The organism is Mesorhizobium sp. NZP2234, assembly GCF_013170765.1.
GTDB classification, from domain to species: Bacteria; Pseudomonadota; Alphaproteobacteria; order Rhizobiales; family Rhizobiaceae; genus Mesorhizobium; species Mesorhizobium loti_D.
The window spans coordinates 6,700,925-6,716,745 of sequence record NZ_CP033364.1 but is presented as its reverse complement, the minus strand read 5'-3'; the positions used below and the strand labels follow the sequence as shown (position 1 = coordinate 6,716,745).

General features: G+C 64.4%; 10 protein-coding genes. 8 read left to right on the top strand and 2 right to left on the bottom strand.

Features of this window, described 5'->3' with window-relative positions; genetic code table 11:
• Positions 1-153 precede the first annotated feature (153 nt).
• Positions 154-4,149, bottom strand: coding sequence for a peptidoglycan-binding protein (locus tag EB230_RS32290; protein WP_172374932.1), 3,996 nt, complete (start codon positions 4,147-4,149; stop codon positions 154-156).
• 458 nt (positions 4,150-4,607) lie between these two features.
• Between EB230_RS32290 and EB230_RS32285 the strand changes: the two genes are divergently transcribed.
• From EB230_RS32285 to EB230_RS32250, 8 genes are all read left to right on the top strand, one after another.
• Complete coding sequence (locus tag EB230_RS32285; protein WP_081295036.1) at positions 4,608-5,069, top strand: MerR family DNA-binding transcriptional regulator; 462 nt, start codon at positions 4,608-4,610, stop codon at positions 5,067-5,069.
• A gap of 278 nt (positions 5,070-5,347) precedes the next feature.
• Positions 5,348-7,138, top strand: coding sequence for an acyl-CoA dehydrogenase (locus EB230_RS32280; protein ID WP_172374930.1), 1,791 nt, complete (start codon positions 5,348-5,350; stop codon positions 7,136-7,138).
• A gap of 102 nt (positions 7,139-7,240) precedes the next feature.
• Positions 7,241-8,410, top strand: a complete 1,170-nt coding sequence (locus EB230_RS32275; RefSeq protein ID WP_081294920.1) for an acyl-CoA dehydrogenase family protein — start codon at positions 7,241-7,243, stop codon at positions 8,408-8,410.
• Between the two features lie 33 nt (positions 8,411-8,443).
• Entirely contained in the window at positions 8,444-9,652 is a 1,209-nt protein-coding gene (locus tag EB230_RS32270; protein ID WP_056570020.1) for an acetyl-CoA C-acetyltransferase, read from the top strand.
• Between the two features lie 13 nt (positions 9,653-9,665).
• Positions 9,666-11,885, top strand: a complete 2,220-nt coding sequence (locus EB230_RS32265; RefSeq protein ID WP_056570025.1) for a 3-hydroxyacyl-CoA dehydrogenase NAD-binding domain-containing protein — start codon at positions 9,666-9,668, stop codon at positions 11,883-11,885.
• 65 nt (positions 11,886-11,950) lie between these two features.
• Complete coding sequence (locus tag EB230_RS32260; RefSeq protein ID WP_056570026.1) at positions 11,951-12,496, top strand: thioesterase family protein; 546 nt, start codon at positions 11,951-11,953, stop codon at positions 12,494-12,496.
• A 125-nt stretch (positions 12,497-12,621) separates the two neighbouring features.
• A complete protein-coding gene (locus tag EB230_RS32255) occupies positions 12,622-13,260 on the top strand; it encodes a helix-turn-helix transcriptional regulator (protein ID WP_056570027.1) in 639 nt (212 codons plus the stop codon).
• Between the two features lie 10 nt (positions 13,261-13,270).
• Positions 13,271-14,149 (top strand): thermonuclease family protein, encoded by an 879-nt coding sequence (locus EB230_RS32250; protein ID WP_348626803.1) that lies wholly within the window; start codon positions 13,271-13,273, stop codon positions 14,147-14,149.
• On the opposite strand, the gene EB230_RS32245 is transcribed toward EB230_RS32250, so the two are convergent.
• Positions 14,115-15,761, bottom strand: a complete 1,647-nt coding sequence (locus tag EB230_RS32245) for a lysine--tRNA ligase (RefSeq protein ID WP_172374928.1) — start codon at positions 15,759-15,761, stop codon at positions 14,115-14,117. The genes EB230_RS32250 and EB230_RS32245 overlap by 35 nt on opposite strands.
• Between the last annotated feature and the right edge of the window lie 60 nt (positions 15,762-15,821).

Genomic DNA, 15,821 nt, shown 5'->3' with positions numbered 1-15,821 from the left:
CGTTGTGAGCAGTCTCGCACCGAAAAGCCAATTTTTCCTTGCGCCGACGCGGCGGCGGGGTCAAACCCCGTCGCCGCGCCGAAACAAAAAATATCTCAATCAGTTAACAGGCAAATGTATGGCAAGAGCGTCGTGTAAACGACGCTTGTTCTGTTATTTGCGCGCCAGCAGCGCCCGGACCAGTTTCTCATCGACGGCGCCGGTCGCCGGCAGCTTGTTGTCGGTCTGGAAAGCGATGATCGCGTTCTTGGTCTTGTCGCCCATGACGCCGTCGGCGCCGCCGGCATCATAGCCGTTCTTGTTGAGGATGAGCTGGATGTTCTTGACCGCCTTCTTCATGTCGATGCCGGCGGTCGTTTGCGGCGTACCTTCCTGCCAGGACTCGGGAATGTCGGCCGAATTGGATGCCGCGTTGAGCGGCTTGGCCTTCCACAATTCGGTCGCGGCGCGCGCCCGCTCAAGCTGCTCGGGCCGCAGCGCGTTGGCAATCTCGTCGCGCTTGGCGGCCGCGTCCTTGTCGCCGGTCTTGGCGACGAGCGCGAACCATTTGTAGGATTCCTCGAGGTTCTGCTTCATGCCGACGCCCTTGGCGGCGAGGATGCCGAGATTGAACTGGCTGTCCTTGACGCCGAGGTCGGCAGCCTCCTGGAACCAGTGCGCTGCCGATTCATTGTCGGTCACGCCATCGGCGGCCATGGCGAACAGCACGGCCAGATTGTGCATGGCGCTGGCGTTGCCCTGTTCGGCGGCCAGCTGGTACCAGGTCTTCGACTTCTTGATGTCGCGCGCGACGCCGATGCCCTTCTCGTAGAAATTGCCGATGCGGTATTCGGCCGGCGCGAAACCGAGTTCAGCCGATTTCTCGTACCATTTGGCCGCTGCCGCCATGTCTTCCTTGACGCCGCGCGACTCGGCGTAGCGCGAGCCGATCTCGAACAGCGCCTTGGCGTCGCCATTGGCGGCGGCATCGCGCAGTGCGGCCGGGCCGGCATCGGCCGGAATGTCGAACTTGGTCGCGGCTGCCGGTGCATCCGTCGGCGCAACGGCACCGGTGGTGAGTTTGGACGTGGTCTCATTGGCCGCCGCCGGGGCAACCGCTGCCGGCTGGGCATCGGTATCCGCAACGGGCGCGGCTGGTGCCGGAGCCATCGCATCGGAGGCGGCTGCGCTCGGGCCGGAGGAGGCGGCCGAAGCCGCGGGCGCCGCAACCGGTGCTGTATCCGCCATTGCATCCATGTCCGACGGCATCGCCAGGGCGGTCTGCGTCACCATGTCGTCCTTGGTCGCGGACGGGGATGGTTCCGCCTGCCTGACGGCGCGGGACGGCGCACTGTCCGTTGCGGCCGACTGGGCGTCCGCCTTCGGCTGGCTCGTCGTGTCGACGGACGCCGTTTGTACAGGCCTCGCGGCGACGATCGGTGTCGCGTCATTGTTTGCCACCTGGGCGGGATCCGAGAAAAACGCCTTGCCGAGCTGCAGGCCGGCAAGCGCCAGCATGATCGCCGCCGCCGCCATCAGGATCGGCTTGCGCCGCGCCTTGAGCAGGTCGCCGATCCTGAGCGCCTTCACCGGTCCCTTCATCGTCGACTGGCGCTTCAAGGCGTCGGCCTCGGCCGCGGCGGCCTGGGCCGCGCGCCGTGCAGCGGCGATGAAGTCCGACTTCGCGGCGTCGCCTTCGCTGAGCTTGGCCGGCTGACCACGCTCGTCGCGCACCCGCTTCATGATGGCATTGAGGTCCGGCGCACCGGAGCCCGGCTCTAGCGGGCGATTGGCCACTTTCGGGTCGAGGGGCTCGTCGAGATCGACACTCGGGATATCGCTGCTCGGCGCCGAGCCGGCCAGTGGCGGAATATCCGCCGCCTTCTTGCCCTTGAAGGCGCGTGCCAGCCCGCCGAACATCGATTTGCGGCCTGCCGGCTGGTCCTTCTCGGCGATGGTGTCGGATCCGAGGGCCGCGATGGCGGCAGCCGCGGCGGCCTCCGCCGGCGTGCGCGTACCCAGGTCGCCGCGCGTACCCAGGTCGCCACGAGCCCCGTGCTCGTTGCGCAATATGGCGGCGGCGCGGCCGTCGAGATCGGCCATGTCGCCGGTCAGCGGCGTCGGCTCGTCGATATCCAGGGACGGCGCCTCGACAGCCATCTTGGCGGTCCGCGTGCGGCGCTTGCCGACCGCTTCGTCCGATCGCGTGTCCAGAAGCTCGCTTACCGCCTCGGACGGTTCGCTGGTCTCCAGCGAACCAAGCCTGTCGACGATCTTGAGCAATGTGTCGTGGATGGCTTCAAACGTTCTCGAATTGCGTTCGTCGGAACGCCGCGTCAGTGTTTCCAGCGTCTTCAGGTCCTGGGCGAGGCCGGAAACGGCGGTCGTGTTGGCGCTCGAGCCGGCCAGCGAACGCACTGCGTTCTCGGCCGCTTCGCGTGCCGCGCCGAGGATGGAATCGCGGGTGCCTGCCAGCGCCTTCTCGATTTCGTCGAGGCGCGGGCTGATGTCCTCGAATTCCGGCAGTGGGGTGCTCGGCCTGGAAAGATGGGCGGACAGGCCGGCGACCTGCGCTTCCAGGCTGCGGATCAGCGCCGGGTCGATGCCGGCCACCTGGGCCGCCGATGCGTCGAGCCGGCTGGAAATGTCCTCGAGCCGGCTTTCCAGGCCACGGATCGCTGCTTCGCCGGCCGGATCGGGAACGCGCGTCTCCATGCGCGTTGCGAGCGCGGTGAAGCGTGCGTCGATGGCTTCCATGATGCCGGCGCTGTCCACTTGCGGCATGATGCGCTGGTCGAGCCGGTCGGCAACCTCGTCCAGGCGACGCTCGAGATCGCGAAACAGCATGTTGCCCTGTTCGATGGCGTCGCCCTGTCGGCGTTCCATCATGCCGGACAGCACGTCGAAGCGCTGCTCGAGCCCCTGGAAGATATAGTCGGCGTCGGGCATGGCCGGCGCCTGGTCGATCTTGTCGGCGATGAGCGTGATCTGCTTGGCCAGCCGTTCCATCGCCTGTTCGGGAAGGTTGGCGCGGCCGGCGATTTCGTCGACCCGGCTCGATAGCGTGCTCAGCCGATCCATGACAGCGTCGCCTGGGCGATCCTGTGCCACTTCCTCGATCTGCCGGGCGAGCGAGTCGATGCGCTTCTCGATGCGGTCGAAGGCTTCGTGGTCGACCGAATTGGCCTGTGCCGCGACCGTCGAGGCCACGATGGCGCGGGAGATCTCGTCCAGCCGCTCGTCGATCATGGCAAGCGTGTCACCGCCGCGATTGTCCTGCTGCTGGCTGGCGAAGTGATCGACAGCGCCGGCCAGGGTACGGACCTTTTCCTCGAGCGAGCGCAGCGACAGCGATTCCGGCAGGTTGTTGACGGCGTTGCTGATCTGCTCCAGCCGGTCGGTCAGCGCCGCAAGGGCGGGATCGTCGGAGCGTTTGCGCTGGTCGGCGTCGACGCGGTCTTCGAAAGCCGTCCAGCGGCGGTCGAATTCGTCCCAGCGGCGGTCGACCTTCTGCACGCTCTCCTCGCGCGCCAGCGTGTCGAGCGCGGCCTTGACCTGCTCGAGCTCCAGCCGCAGCAGATTGACGCTTCTGTCGTCGCTCTTCTCCGACAGCGACTTGATGGCGCCGGAAAGCCGTTCGAACTCGACGCCGAGTTCGGCGCTGCCCTTGCCTGCCGCGCCGGGCTTGGCGTTCGCCTGGAAGGCGCGGTCGATATCCTTGCGCAGCGCATCGAATTCGCGCTGCAGGCCTGCCGTCATCTGGTGGCGCAGTTCCTCGCGCATGCCGCGCAGCTCGCCGGCGATCTTGCCGACCATGGCGACACTGTCTTCCTGGCCGCGCACACGGTCGATGTCGCGGGCGATGGCTTGGTAATTCTGGTCGAATGAAGGGGCTGGCGCCGGGCTCTGCGGGCGTGGTGCCGGTTGCGGATCCTCGTACCAGCGCTGCTGGCCGGTTGGCTGCGCGGCGGGGTAGCGCGGCTCCATGGCGGGATAACGCGGGTCGGCGCCGTATTGGAGCTGGGCCGGACGTGCCGTCACCTCCTCGCGGGTCTGCCCCAATCGCTGCTCCAGCGTCTCCAGCGAACGGTTCAGCTGCTCGAGCGTGGTCTGCGGCCTGCGCTGCCTGCCGGCGTTGAGTGTGTCGAGGTAGGACCGCTTGCTGTTCATCGGTGCGTCCGTCTTTCAGATTGGCCGGCTTGCGGCCAGCTCCCCAAGTCCCTGCCGGAACGAAGGCGACCGCGCTTCCATGCCACGGTGGAAGACAAGCTTCCCGGGGGTTCACCCGCGCTCCGAAAAACCGTGAAAAATTCGATACAGGATAAACACGGGTAGCCGACGCGCCCACATTTCCCTCAACGTGGTAAACAACGCGTTAACCAAGCTTAAGAAGTTGCAAGAAGTTGGCTGCCGCTGCCCGCGGTGCGGCATAAAGCGCCTTCATAGAACGCCCCTTGCGTCATGAGGCGGCTATCGGTATAGAATTGACGTAAACGTAAAAGGCGCATTTGAGTGTGCTGTTTGCGATTTTGTTTGTCGAAACCACGGCCGGAAGCACGCCCCCGCTTCCAGTCAGGCGACGCATGGTCCAGGACCGCGACGCCACCAGACGGGGAAAGCCAGTGACCATGAAGCTTATCTCGGCCGGCGAGACCGCCGCCAATACCAATAATGTATCTGTCGAAGCCGGTGAGGACCTCGTCCGCATCGGCGAAATGGCCAAGAAATACGGCGTGACGCTGCGTACGCTGCGTTTCTACGAAGACAAGGGCCTGCTCAACCCGCAGCGCGACGGTTCGACCCGTCTCTACACACGCCGCGACAAGGCCCGGCTGAAGCTGATCCTGCTTGGCCGCAAGGTCGGGTTCTCGCTGCGCGACGTCAAGCAGATGATGGATCTCTACGATCCGACCGGTTCCAACACCAAGCAGCTGCGGCTGGCGCTGGACAAGTCGGAGAAGCAGCTTGCCCGCCTGCAGAAGCAGCGAGCGCTGATCGACGACGCCATCAACGAACTTTCCGGCTCGATGTCGGCGGTTCGCCAGATGCTGGCCGAGCGCACGGCGCCGCAGGCGAGCGTCGCAAGCTAAGCAAACCGCCGGTTCCGGCACGATCAAGCCGCGTGGCTCTGCCACGCGGCTTTTTCGCTTTGTGCATCTGCCTCTCTCCGATCCCTCGGCTCTGGCCCGCACGACGTTGCGCCGCTAGGCTCACCAGGCTTGGGGCAGGGGGAAATCTTGTCGCATCGAAAAAATTGACGTTTACGCAAACGTCAATTTTTGCTATCTCGGCTCCAATACGGGTCCGCATGCTGCCCTGACATGAATTCGGGGGCTTTCGGACCAGGTCCGCAGGGTGGAGAAAAAGCATGCCGACATACAGGGCTCCGGTTCAGGATACGCTGTTCGTACTCACCGAGGTGCTGGCCTATCAGCGCTATTCCAACCTTCCCGGATTTGCCGACGCCACGCCCGACGTTCTGGAAGCGATCCTCGCCGAGGGCGCCAAGCTCGCCGAAAATGTCATGCATCCGCTCAACCGCGTCGGCGACATGGAAGGCTGTGTGCGTCACGACGACGGCTCGGTGACGACGCCGAAAGGCTTCAAGGAGGCCTTCGACCAGTATCGCGAGGGCGGCTGGATGGGGCTGGCCGCACCGGTCGAGTTCGGCGGCCAGGGCTTGCCCTATGCCGTCCACACCGCTGTCGCCGAATACATGGTCTCGGCCAACATGTCGCTGATGATGTATCCGGGCCTGACGCAGGGCGCGATCGCGGCGATCATCACCCACGGCACCGATGAGCAGAAGGCGACCTGGCTGCCCAGGATGGTCGAGGGCTCCTGGACCGGCACCATGAACCTCACCGAGCCGCATTGCGGCACCGATCTCGGCCTGCTGCGCACCAAGGCGGTGCCGAATGGCAACGGCACCTACAGGATTTCAGGCCAGAAGATCTTCATCTCGGCCGGCGAGCACGACATGTCGGACAACATCGTCCATCTGGTGCTGGCCCGCATCGAGGGCGCGCCGGAAGGTGTGAAGGGCATATCGCTGTTCATCGTGCCGAAGCTCAAGCTCGATGCGTCGGGCAATCCGGGCGAGAAGAACACGCTCTCCTGCGGCTCGATCGAGGAGAAGATGGGCATCCACGGCAATTCGACCTGCGTCATGAACTATGACGAGGCCGAAGGCACGCTGCTCGGCGAGGAGAATGGTGGCCTCAAGGCGATGTTCACGATGATGAACGAGGCCCGCCTTGGCGTCGGCCTGCAAGGGCTGTCGCTGTCGGAGATTGCCTACCAGAACGCCGTCGCCTACGCAAAGGACCGCTTGCAGGGCCGTTCGCTGTCAGGCGCCAAGGCGCCGGACAAGAAGGCCGACCCGATCATCGTCCATCCCGACATCCGCCGTTCGCTGATGACCATGAAGGCCTTCAACGAGGCCGGCCGCGCGCTGGCGCTGTGGACGGCGATCAAGTCCGACATCGCGCATCGCTCCGCCGACGACAAGGACCGCCAGGCCGCCGACGATTACACCGGCCTGATGACGCCGGTGGTCAAGGGCGTGCTCACCGACAAGGGTTTCGACCATGCGGTGATGGCCCAGCAGGTTTTCGGCGGCCACGGCTATATCGAAGAACATGGCATGAGCCAGTTCGTGCGCGATGCCCGCATCGCCATGATCTATGAAGGCGCCAACGGCATCCAGGCGCTCGACCTCGTCGGCCGCAAGCTCGGCCTGAACGGCGGCCGCGCCATCCAGGCCTTCTTCAAGGAGGTCGGCGAATTCTGCGAGGAAAACCGTTCGGACGAAAAGATGGCGCCGTTCACCAAGGGATTGAAGAAGGGTCTCAACGATCTGCAGGCGGCGACCATGTGGCTGGTGCAGAACGGCATGGCCAAGCCCGACAATGCCGGTGCGGCCTCGACAGACTATATGCACCTCTTCGGCCTTGTGGCGCTGGGCTACATGTGGGCGCAGATGGCCAAGGTGGCACAGGGCAAGACCGGCGCCAACGGCACCCAGTCCTTCTACGACAACAAGGTGGTGACGGCGCGCTTCTTCATGGAGCGGATCATGCCGGAGACGTCGGCCCATCTCGCCCGTATTTCGAGTGGCGCGGACACGCTGATGGCCCTGCCCGCGGAAGCGTTCTAAAGATGGTTGCCCTCTCCCTCGAGGGGAGGGTCGGTTGAGGCCCGCGTGACGTGCGCCGACCTCAACTCTGACGATGCGCTCTGGGAGGAGTACCATATCCACATGACCAACCCCGCCGAAATTCTTGGCCTTCCCAAGCCCGCCTGGGCGGCGGACGAGGTCGGCATGCTCTACGACATGGCAACCCGCTTCATGGCGGAGGAGATCGCGCCGCGCTACGACGAGTTCGAGAAGAACGAGATGGTCGACCGCGAGAGCTGGCTGAAGGCCGGTGCCGCCGGCCTGCTCTGCGCCTCGATGCCGGAGGAATATGGCGGCTCCGGCGGCACCTTCGCGCATGAGAGCGCCATCATCGAGGCGATCGGCCATGTCGGCGTCGACGGTTTCGGCATCGGCCTGCACAATTCGATCGTCGCGCCCTACATCCTTCACTACGGCTCCGAGGAGCAGAAGAAGAAGTGGCTGCCGAAGCTCGCGACCGGCGAGCTGATCGGCGCCATCGCCATGACCGAACCAGGCGCCGGCTCCGACCTGCAGGGCGTCAAGACGCGGGCCGAGAAAGACGGCAACCAGTACCGGATCAACGGCTCCAAGACCTTCATCACCAACGGCCAGCTCGCCAACTTCATCATCGTCGTCACCAAGACCGATCCGGAAAAGGGCGCCAAGGGCACCTCGCTGATCGTCGTCGAGACCGACGAGGTCGACGGTTTCGAGCGCGGCCGCAACCTCGACAAGATCGGTCTGAAGGCCAACGACACGTCGGAACTGTTCTTCAACGACGTGCGCGTGCCGACCGCCAATCTGCTTGGCCACGAGGAAGGGCAGGGCTTCATCCAGCTGATGCAGCAGCTGCCGCAGGAGCGGTTGCAGATCGGCACCGGCGCCATCGCCATGATCGAGCGGGCGCTGGCGCTGACCATCGATTACGTGAAGGAACGCAAGGCCTTCGGCAAGGCGATCATCGACTTCCAGAACACCCAGTTCAAGCTGGCCGAGCTCAAGACCGAGGCCACCATCGGCCGCGTCTTCTACAATGATTGCGTCACCCGCCACATCAATGGCGGCCTCGATCCGGTGACGGCCTCGATGGCCAAATACTGGCTCTCCGACCTGCAGGGAAAAGTCGTCGACGAATGCCTTCAATTGCATGGCGGCTATGGCTACATGAATGAATATCCGATCGCCCGCATGTTCCGCGACGCTCGCGTCCAGCGCATCTACGGCGGCACCAACGAGATCATGAAATTGCTGATCGGACGCTCTCTCTGAGAGTGGCGGCCGGCAAACCCAAGGAGCAAGGAAATGGCTGAGGCTTACGTCTACGACGCCGTGCGCACGCCGCGCGGCAAGGGCAAGAAGGACGGATCGCTGCACGAAGTGCCGGCGGTGCGGCTTGCCGCCAAGACGCTCGAGGCGTTGCGCGACCGCAATGGGCTCGACACCGGTACAGTCGACGACATCATCTTCGGCTGCGTCGATCCGGTCGGCGAGGCGGGTTCGGTCATTCCGCGCGCCGCCGCCTTCGAGGCCGGCTACGACACCAAGGCACCTGGCATGCAGATCTCGCGCTTCTGCGCCTCGGGTCTCGACGCCATCAATTTCGGCGCCGCCAAGATCGCGCAGGGCGCCGATGAGATCGTCATCGCCGGTGGCGTCGAATCCATGTCGCGCGTCGGCATGGGCGCCTCGGGTGGCGCCTGGTTCATGGATCCCTCGGTCGGCCTGCCCGGCTGGTTCGTGCCGCAAGGCATTTCGGCCGACCTGATCGCCACCAAATACGGTTTTTCCCGTGACGACGTCGACGCCTATGCCGTCGAGAGCCAGAAGCGGGCGGCAAAATCCTGGGCCGACGGTCGCTTCAAGAACTCCGTCATTCCGATCAAGGACCAGAACGGGCTCACCATCCTCGACCATGACGAGCACATGCGGCCTTCGACCGACATGCAGTCGCTCGCCTCGCTCAACCCATCCTTCGTCATGCCTGGTGAAATGGGCGGTTTCGACGCGGTCGCGGTGCAGAAGCACCCCGAGGTGGAAGAGGTCAACCACGTCCACCACGCCGGCAACTCGTCCGGCATCGTCGATGGCGCGGCGGCCGTGCTGCTCGGCTCGAAGAAGGCCGGAAAATCCATGGGCCTCAAACCCCGCGCGCGCATCCGCACCTTCGCCAATATCGGTTCCGAGCCGGTGCTGATGCTGACCGGCCCGGTCGACGTCACCGAAAAGCTTCTGAAGCGCGCCAAGATGAAGCTGTCCGACATCGATCTGTTCGAGCTCAACGAGGCCTTCGCCTCGGTGGTGTTGCGCTACATGCAGGCCTTCGACATCCCGCACGACAGGATCAACGTCAATGGCGGCGCCATCGCCATGGGCCACCCGCTCGGCGCCACCGGCGCGATGATCTTCGGCACGGTGCTGGACGAACTCGAGCGCCGCGACCTCAACACCGCGCTGGTGACGCTCTGCATCGGCGCCGGCATGGGCACCGCAACGATCATCGAACGCGTCTGACGGGGAGAGAACAATGAGCTACATCAATTTCACCCTCGACACCGACGCTGACGGCATTGCGCTCGTCACCTGGAACATGCCCGACCGCTCGATGAACGTGTTCACCGAGGAGGTGATGGGCGAGTTGGACAAGATCATCGACCAGGTGGTGGCCGATGCCGGCATCAAGGGTGCGGTGATCACCTCGGGCAAGGACAGCTTCTCCGGCGGCGCCGATCTCACCATGCTCCAGAAGATGCTGGCGGTCTTTGCCATGGAGAAAGACAAGGATCCGGAGAAGGCGGCAAAGCTGCTGTTCGACAATGCCGGCCGCATGGGCGGCCTGTGGCGCAAGCTCGAAACGTCCGGCAAGCCTTGGGTGTCGGCGATCAACGGCACCTGCATGGGCGGTGCCTTCGAACTGTCGCTGGCCTGCCACGGCCGCGTCGCGGCTGACTCGGACAAGGTCAAGATGGCCCTGCCGGAAGTCAAGGTCGGTATCTTCCCCGGCGCCGGCGGCACCCAGCGCGTGCCGCGGCTGACCGATCAGCAGCAGGCGCTGCAGATGCTGACCTCGGGCCAGAACCTGTCGCCGCAGAAGGCCAAGGCCATGGGCCTTATCCACGAGATAGCCGAGCCAGCCAAGCTGATCGAGACGGCAAAGGCCATGATCAAGAACGGCCTGAAGGCCGTCCAGCCCTGGGACGAGAAGGGCTTCAAGCTGCCCGGCGGCCAGATCTATTCGCCGGCCGGCTTCAATCTCTGGCCGCCGGCCATCGCCATCCTGCGTCGGGAGACCTATGGCAATTACCCGGCCGCCGCCGCCATCCTGAAATGCGTCTATGAAGGCCTGCTGGTGCCGTTCGACACCGCGCTCAGGATCGAGCAGCGCTATTTCACCGAGATCATGCGGACCAGGGAAGCGGCGGCGATGATCCGCTCGCTGTTCGTATCGCTGCAGGAATTGAACAAGGGCGCGCGCCGCCCGGCCGGCGTGCCGGAAACCAAATTCAAGAAGATCGGCATTCTCGGCGCCGGTTTCATGGGCGCCGGCATCGCTTATGTCACGGCCAAGGCCGGTATCCCGGTGGTGCTGCTCGACCGCGATATCGAGTCCGCTCAGAAGGGCAAGGCGCATTCCGACAGCCTGGTCTCGGATCAGGTCAAGAAGGGCCGCGCCAAGCCGGAGGAGAAGGACAAGCTCCTGTCGCTGATCACGCCCACGGCCGACTATGCCGACCTTGCCGGTTGCGACCTCGTCGTCGAGGCGGTGTTCGAGGATTCCGCTGTCAAGAAGGCCGCCACCGAGCAGGCGGAAGCGGTGCTGAAGTCGTCGGCGATCTTCGCCTCCAACACTTCGACCATCCCGATCACCTCGCTGGCCAAGAATTCGGCGCGGCCGAAGAATTTTGTCGGCATTCACTTCTTCTCGCCGGTCGACAAGATGATGCTGGTCGAGATCATTTTGGGCAAGAAGACCGGCGACAAGGCGCTGGCGACCGCGATCGACTTCGTCCGCGCCATCAAGAAGACGCCGATCGTCGTCAACGACACGCGCGGCTTCTACGTCAATCGCTGCGTGCTGCGCTATATGTCTGAGGCCTACAAGATGCTGATCGAAGGCGTTCCCGCGCCGATGATCGAGAATGCGGCAAAGGCCGCCGGCATGCCGGTTGGCCCGCTGGCGCTGACCGACGAGACGGCGATCGACCTTGCCCAGAAGATCATGAAGCAGACCATCAGGGATCTCGGCGACAAGGCCGTCGACCCCAGGCAGATGGCGCTGATCAACACCATGGTCGACGACCATGGCCGTTTCGGCCGCAAGAATGGCAAGGGCTTTTATGACTATCCGGCCAAGCCCGCCAAGAAGAAGCTGTGGCCGGGGTTGAAGGACCTCTATCCGCAGCTAGAGCCCGAGACAGTCGATTACGAGGAACTCCAGCAGCGGTTGCTCGTCACCATCGCCCTGGAGGCGGCACGGGTGATGGAAGAGGGCATCGTCACCGATCCGCGCGAGGCCGATGTTGGGTCGATCCTGGCCTTCGGCTTCGCGCCCTATACCGGCGGTGCGCTGTCCTATATCGACGGCATCGGCGCCAAGCGCTTCGTCAAGATCGCCAAGGGGCTGCAGAAGAAATACGGCGCCGAATTCAAGGCGCCCAGGCTTCTCATCGACATGGCCGAGAAGGGCGAGACCTTCTACGAACGCTTCGACCCCTATGCCAAGGGTGACGTGAAGCAAGCCGCCTGACGCATGGGTAGAGTCGAAAGTGTTACAGCGTCCTTTGCGCGTCCAACAGGACGCGCGGCGCTGTAATGTATGTCTGGGCGCGTATGGCGCGCATGCTGGCCACGGCGCGAAGCCGTGGCCCCTATGTGATGGGCGGTGAAAGCCGGCTGGCTTTTCGCTGCCTGCCGACCGACATCGATTTCAACATCCATCTCAACAATGCGCGCTACATGATGCTGGCCGATCTCGGCCGCATTGACCTCTTTGTCCGCGCCGGGCTGATCACGCTGGCGCGAAAGAATGGCTGGGCGCCGATGATGGGCGGGCTGCAGGCGGTCTACGCACGCGAGATCCGGCTGTGGCGCCGGTTCGAAGTGGTGTCGTCGATCGAAACCTGGGAAGGTAGCCAGGTCATCGGCAAGCACCGTTTCGTCCTCGACAATGGCGAGACGGCTGCTTTGATCCTGACGACCGCCGGCGTCTATGACCGCAAGGCTCGCCGCTTCCTCGACATTGCCGAGGTTGTTGCAGCCCTTGGTCGCACAGCCGATCCACGACAGCCAACGGAGGCGGAACGGATTTTCATGGCTTCGCACCAGGGTTTGCGTACCCTCGCCAAGGCGGCCAGTTGATCCCGGGAATCCCAATGTCTAGGGTCGACACGAATGTGTGTCGGGTGAGCGGTGCTGGTGGACAAAGCGGCCTTCGCGGACTAGAACGAACAGGCATTTTTTCCTGTTTCGAAGGAGAGCACGACATGCTCTCGCACGACCGCGTCTGGGCCGCCATCGATGCTCTCGCCGAGCGCTATTCGCTTTCGGCTTCAGGTCTGGCAAGGCGCGCGGGGCTCGATTCGACTGCTTTCAACAAATCGAAACGCCTGTCGTCCGACGGCCGGCCACGCTGGCCTTCGACCGAATCGCTGGCCAAGATCATCGAGGCGACGGGTGCTTCACTCGACGAATTCACCGGGCTTATCGAAGGCCGCATGGGCGCCGCGCCCGCCTACCGGCGATCGGTGCCCTTGCTTGGCTTTGCCCAGGCCGGCGCCGGCGGTTTTTTCGACGATGCCGGTTTTCCTGCAGGGCAGGGCTGGGATCTGGTCGAACTGCCGGCGCAGTCGACCGAAAGCTCCTATGCGCTGCAGGTGCAAGGCGACTCCATGCTGCCGCTCTACCGCAATGGCGACGTCCTCATCGTCGAGCCGGGCGCGGCCACCCGCAAGGGTGATCGCGTCGTCGTCAAGACCACGTCAGGCGAGGTGATGGCAAAGGTGCTCGAGCGCCAGACCGTCAAGTCGATCGCGCTGGTCTCCCTCAATCCCGATCATCCCGACCGCGACATTCCCATGCGCGATGTCGAATGGGTGGCGCGGATTGTCTGGGCGAGTCAGTAGGTCCGAGCTGGTGCGGCTTCCTCATCTTGCCCTGGCGGTTGTGATGGTTCCGGTGATGGCGGCCCTGGTCGTCGCCGGCGGCCGTACGCTGAAAGGAAGCGAAAGCACCGTCGCGGTGGACCAGATCGATCCTGGCGTTGATACGATCTCTCAGGCAGGCACCGATGCCGGGCCGGAAGAGCCGGCCACGTCAGCCATTCCAGCGCCTGCCGCTCCGCCACCGGCAAAGCCGGCGGTGCATTCGCGGGCGATTGATCCGGAGGTCGTCGCGCCGCCGGACCTGCCCGCCGGAGAAATCGAGCGGATCGAGCCGCGCGAACCGCTGAGCAAGCTGGCGCTGGCCATGCCGCCAAAGCCGAAGATGCCCGACGACTGGAACGGCACGAAGCTGTTCCAGCCGGTCGCGCCGGCCGCCGGCCTTATCGAGGCGAAAGGCTATTCCGTCGCGGTTTCCGGCATCGATGTCGTCGCGCAGGACGAGGCCTGCACCACGGACGGCAAATCCTGGCCGTGCGGCATTCGCGCGCGCAGCGCCTTCAGGGCCTTTCTGCGCGGCCGCGCGGTGATTTGCACGGTCCCGCCTGAAGGCGGCCGCGACCGGATCGCGGCCGAATGCCGGATCGGCAAGCAGGACGTCGGCCAGTGGCTGGTCGAAAACGGCTGGGCGCGTGCCGCCAAGGGCGGGCCCTATGTCGAGGCCGGCGAAAAGGCGCAAAGCGGCAAGAAGGGCATTTTCGGGCCGGCGCCGGATCTTGCCGGCATCTCGGCGATGCCCGCCGCGCCCGCCCCGGCGCCTCAGGCGCCGGGCTCGATCCTGGAAGAGGGCTCGATCCTGAAAGAGGAGGGCGGCGCCCTCAAGCCAGTTGACCAGCCAGCGCCTGCTGAATGAGCGCACGGGTCTCGGCGACGCCGTAGAGCGCGGCGAACGATCCGAAGCGCGGGCCGCGCTCCTGCCCGATGAGCACCTGGTAGATCATCTGGAAGAAGGCGCCAGAAACGCCTGGGCCGCCTTCCGGGCTCTGCTTGGAATGGTCCTGATAGCGTTCGATCTTGCGCGCCACGTTGAGTGAAGCGTTCTGGATCGCTTCGCCGCTGGCATCCGTCGGCAGCGTGCCAAGCGCCGCGTCCAGCGCCTGCAGCGCCTCGCGCTCGACATCGTCGGCGGCGCGGAACGTTTTCGTCGGCTTTACGAAGTCGTCGAAATAGCGGATCGCATAGCCCGTCAGCCTGTCGAGTTCGGGATGGGTGGCCGGCGTCACGCCGGCGGCGTGGCGTGAGATGAAGCCCCACAGCACATCCTTGTTCTGCGCATTGGAAGCACTGACCAGGTTGAGCAGCAGCGAGAACGGCACCGGCATGTCGATGGCCGGCGGATTGCCGTCATGCATATGCCAGACCGGGTTGCCCAGCCGCTCCTTCCAGTCCTGCCGTGGGTAGGCGGCAAGGAAGGTGTAATATTCATCCACGGCCCGTGGGATGACGTCGAAATAGAGCTTCTTGGCCTGCCGCGGCCGTTGATACATGTAGAGCCCGAGGCTCTCGGTCGGCGCGTAGGTCAGCCATTCGTCGATGGTCAGGCCGTTGCCCTTCGACTTCGAGATCTTCTGGCCGTTCTCGTCCAGGAACAGTTCGTAGACGAAATGCTCCGGCGCGCGTCCGCCCAGGATGTCGCAGATGCGGTCATAAACGACCGCGTTGGTCTGGTGGTCCTTGCCGAACATTTCGAAATCGACGCCCAGCGCCGCCCAGCGCATGCCGAAATCCGGCTTCCATTGCAGCTTCACCCGGCCGCCGGTGATCGAAAGCGTGGTCTCGGTGCCTTCGTCGTCGAAGGTGATGGTGCCGGCCTTGGCATCGACATGCTTCATCGGCACGTAAAGCACGCGGCCGCTCTTCGGAGAAATCGGCAGGAACGGGCTGTAGGTCGCCTGCCGCTCCGGTCCGAGCGTCGGCAGCATCACTGCCATGATCTTGTCGTAGCGCTCGGCGGCGCGAAGCAGCATCGCGTCGAAACGGCCGGACTTGTAGTACTGCGTCGCACTGGCGAATTCGTAGTCGAAGCCGAACGTGTCCAGGAAGCGGCAGAGCATCGCGTTGTTGTGGTCGGCGAAGCTCGCATAGTCGCCGCCGAACGGATTGGGAACCGAAGAGAGCGGCTTGTGCAGATGCGGCTCAAGCGCTGCGCGGTCCGGCACGTTGTCGGGTATCTTGCGCATGCCATCCATGTCGTCGGAAAAGCACAGCAGCTTCGTGGCGACCTTGTCTTGCGTCAGCACACGGAACGCATGGCGCACCATCGAGGTGCGCGCCACCTCGCCGAACGTGCCGATATGCGGCAGGCCGGACGGGCCATATCCGGTCTCGAACAGGACCGTTTCGGGAAAGTCGGCGCCTTTGTAGCGCTCGATGATCTTTTTGGCCTCCTCGAACGGCCACGCCTTGCTCTCGGCGGCGGCCGCCAGCAGTTCGGGGTTGAGATCGAGGATGTTTGATCCCGCCATGGTGCTGTTTCCAAATTATTCGCCGGCCAGACTATTTTCGCTGGTTTGGCCGCGGTGTCG

Bases quoted from the DNA above. Each gene is read 5' to 3' on its own strand.
- EB230_RS32290 (WP_172374932.1), bottom strand. From the start codon at position 4,149: ATGAACAGCAAGCGGTCCTACCTCGACACACTCAACGCCGGCAGGCAG.
- EB230_RS32285 (WP_081295036.1), top strand. From the start codon at position 4,608: ATGAAGCTTATCTCGGCCGGCGAGACCGCCGCCAATACCAATAATGTA.
- EB230_RS32280 (WP_172374930.1), top strand. From the start codon at position 5,348: ATGCCGACATACAGGGCTCCGGTTCAGGATACGCTGTTCGTACTCACC.
- EB230_RS32275 (WP_081294920.1), top strand. From the start codon at position 7,241: ATGACCAACCCCGCCGAAATTCTTGGCCTTCCCAAGCCCGCCTGGGCG.
- EB230_RS32270 (WP_056570020.1), top strand. From the start codon at position 8,444: ATGGCTGAGGCTTACGTCTACGACGCCGTGCGCACGCCGCGCGGCAAG.
- EB230_RS32265 (WP_056570025.1), top strand. From the start codon at position 9,666: ATGAGCTACATCAATTTCACCCTCGACACCGACGCTGACGGCATTGCG.
- EB230_RS32260 (WP_056570026.1), top strand. From the start codon at position 11,951: ATGTATGTCTGGGCGCGTATGGCGCGCATGCTGGCCACGGCGCGAAGC.
- EB230_RS32255 (WP_056570027.1), top strand. From the start codon at position 12,622: ATGCTCTCGCACGACCGCGTCTGGGCCGCCATCGATGCTCTCGCCGAG.
- EB230_RS32245 (WP_172374928.1), bottom strand. From the start codon at position 15,761: ATGGCGGGATCAAACATCCTCGATCTCAACCCCGAACTGCTGGCGGCC.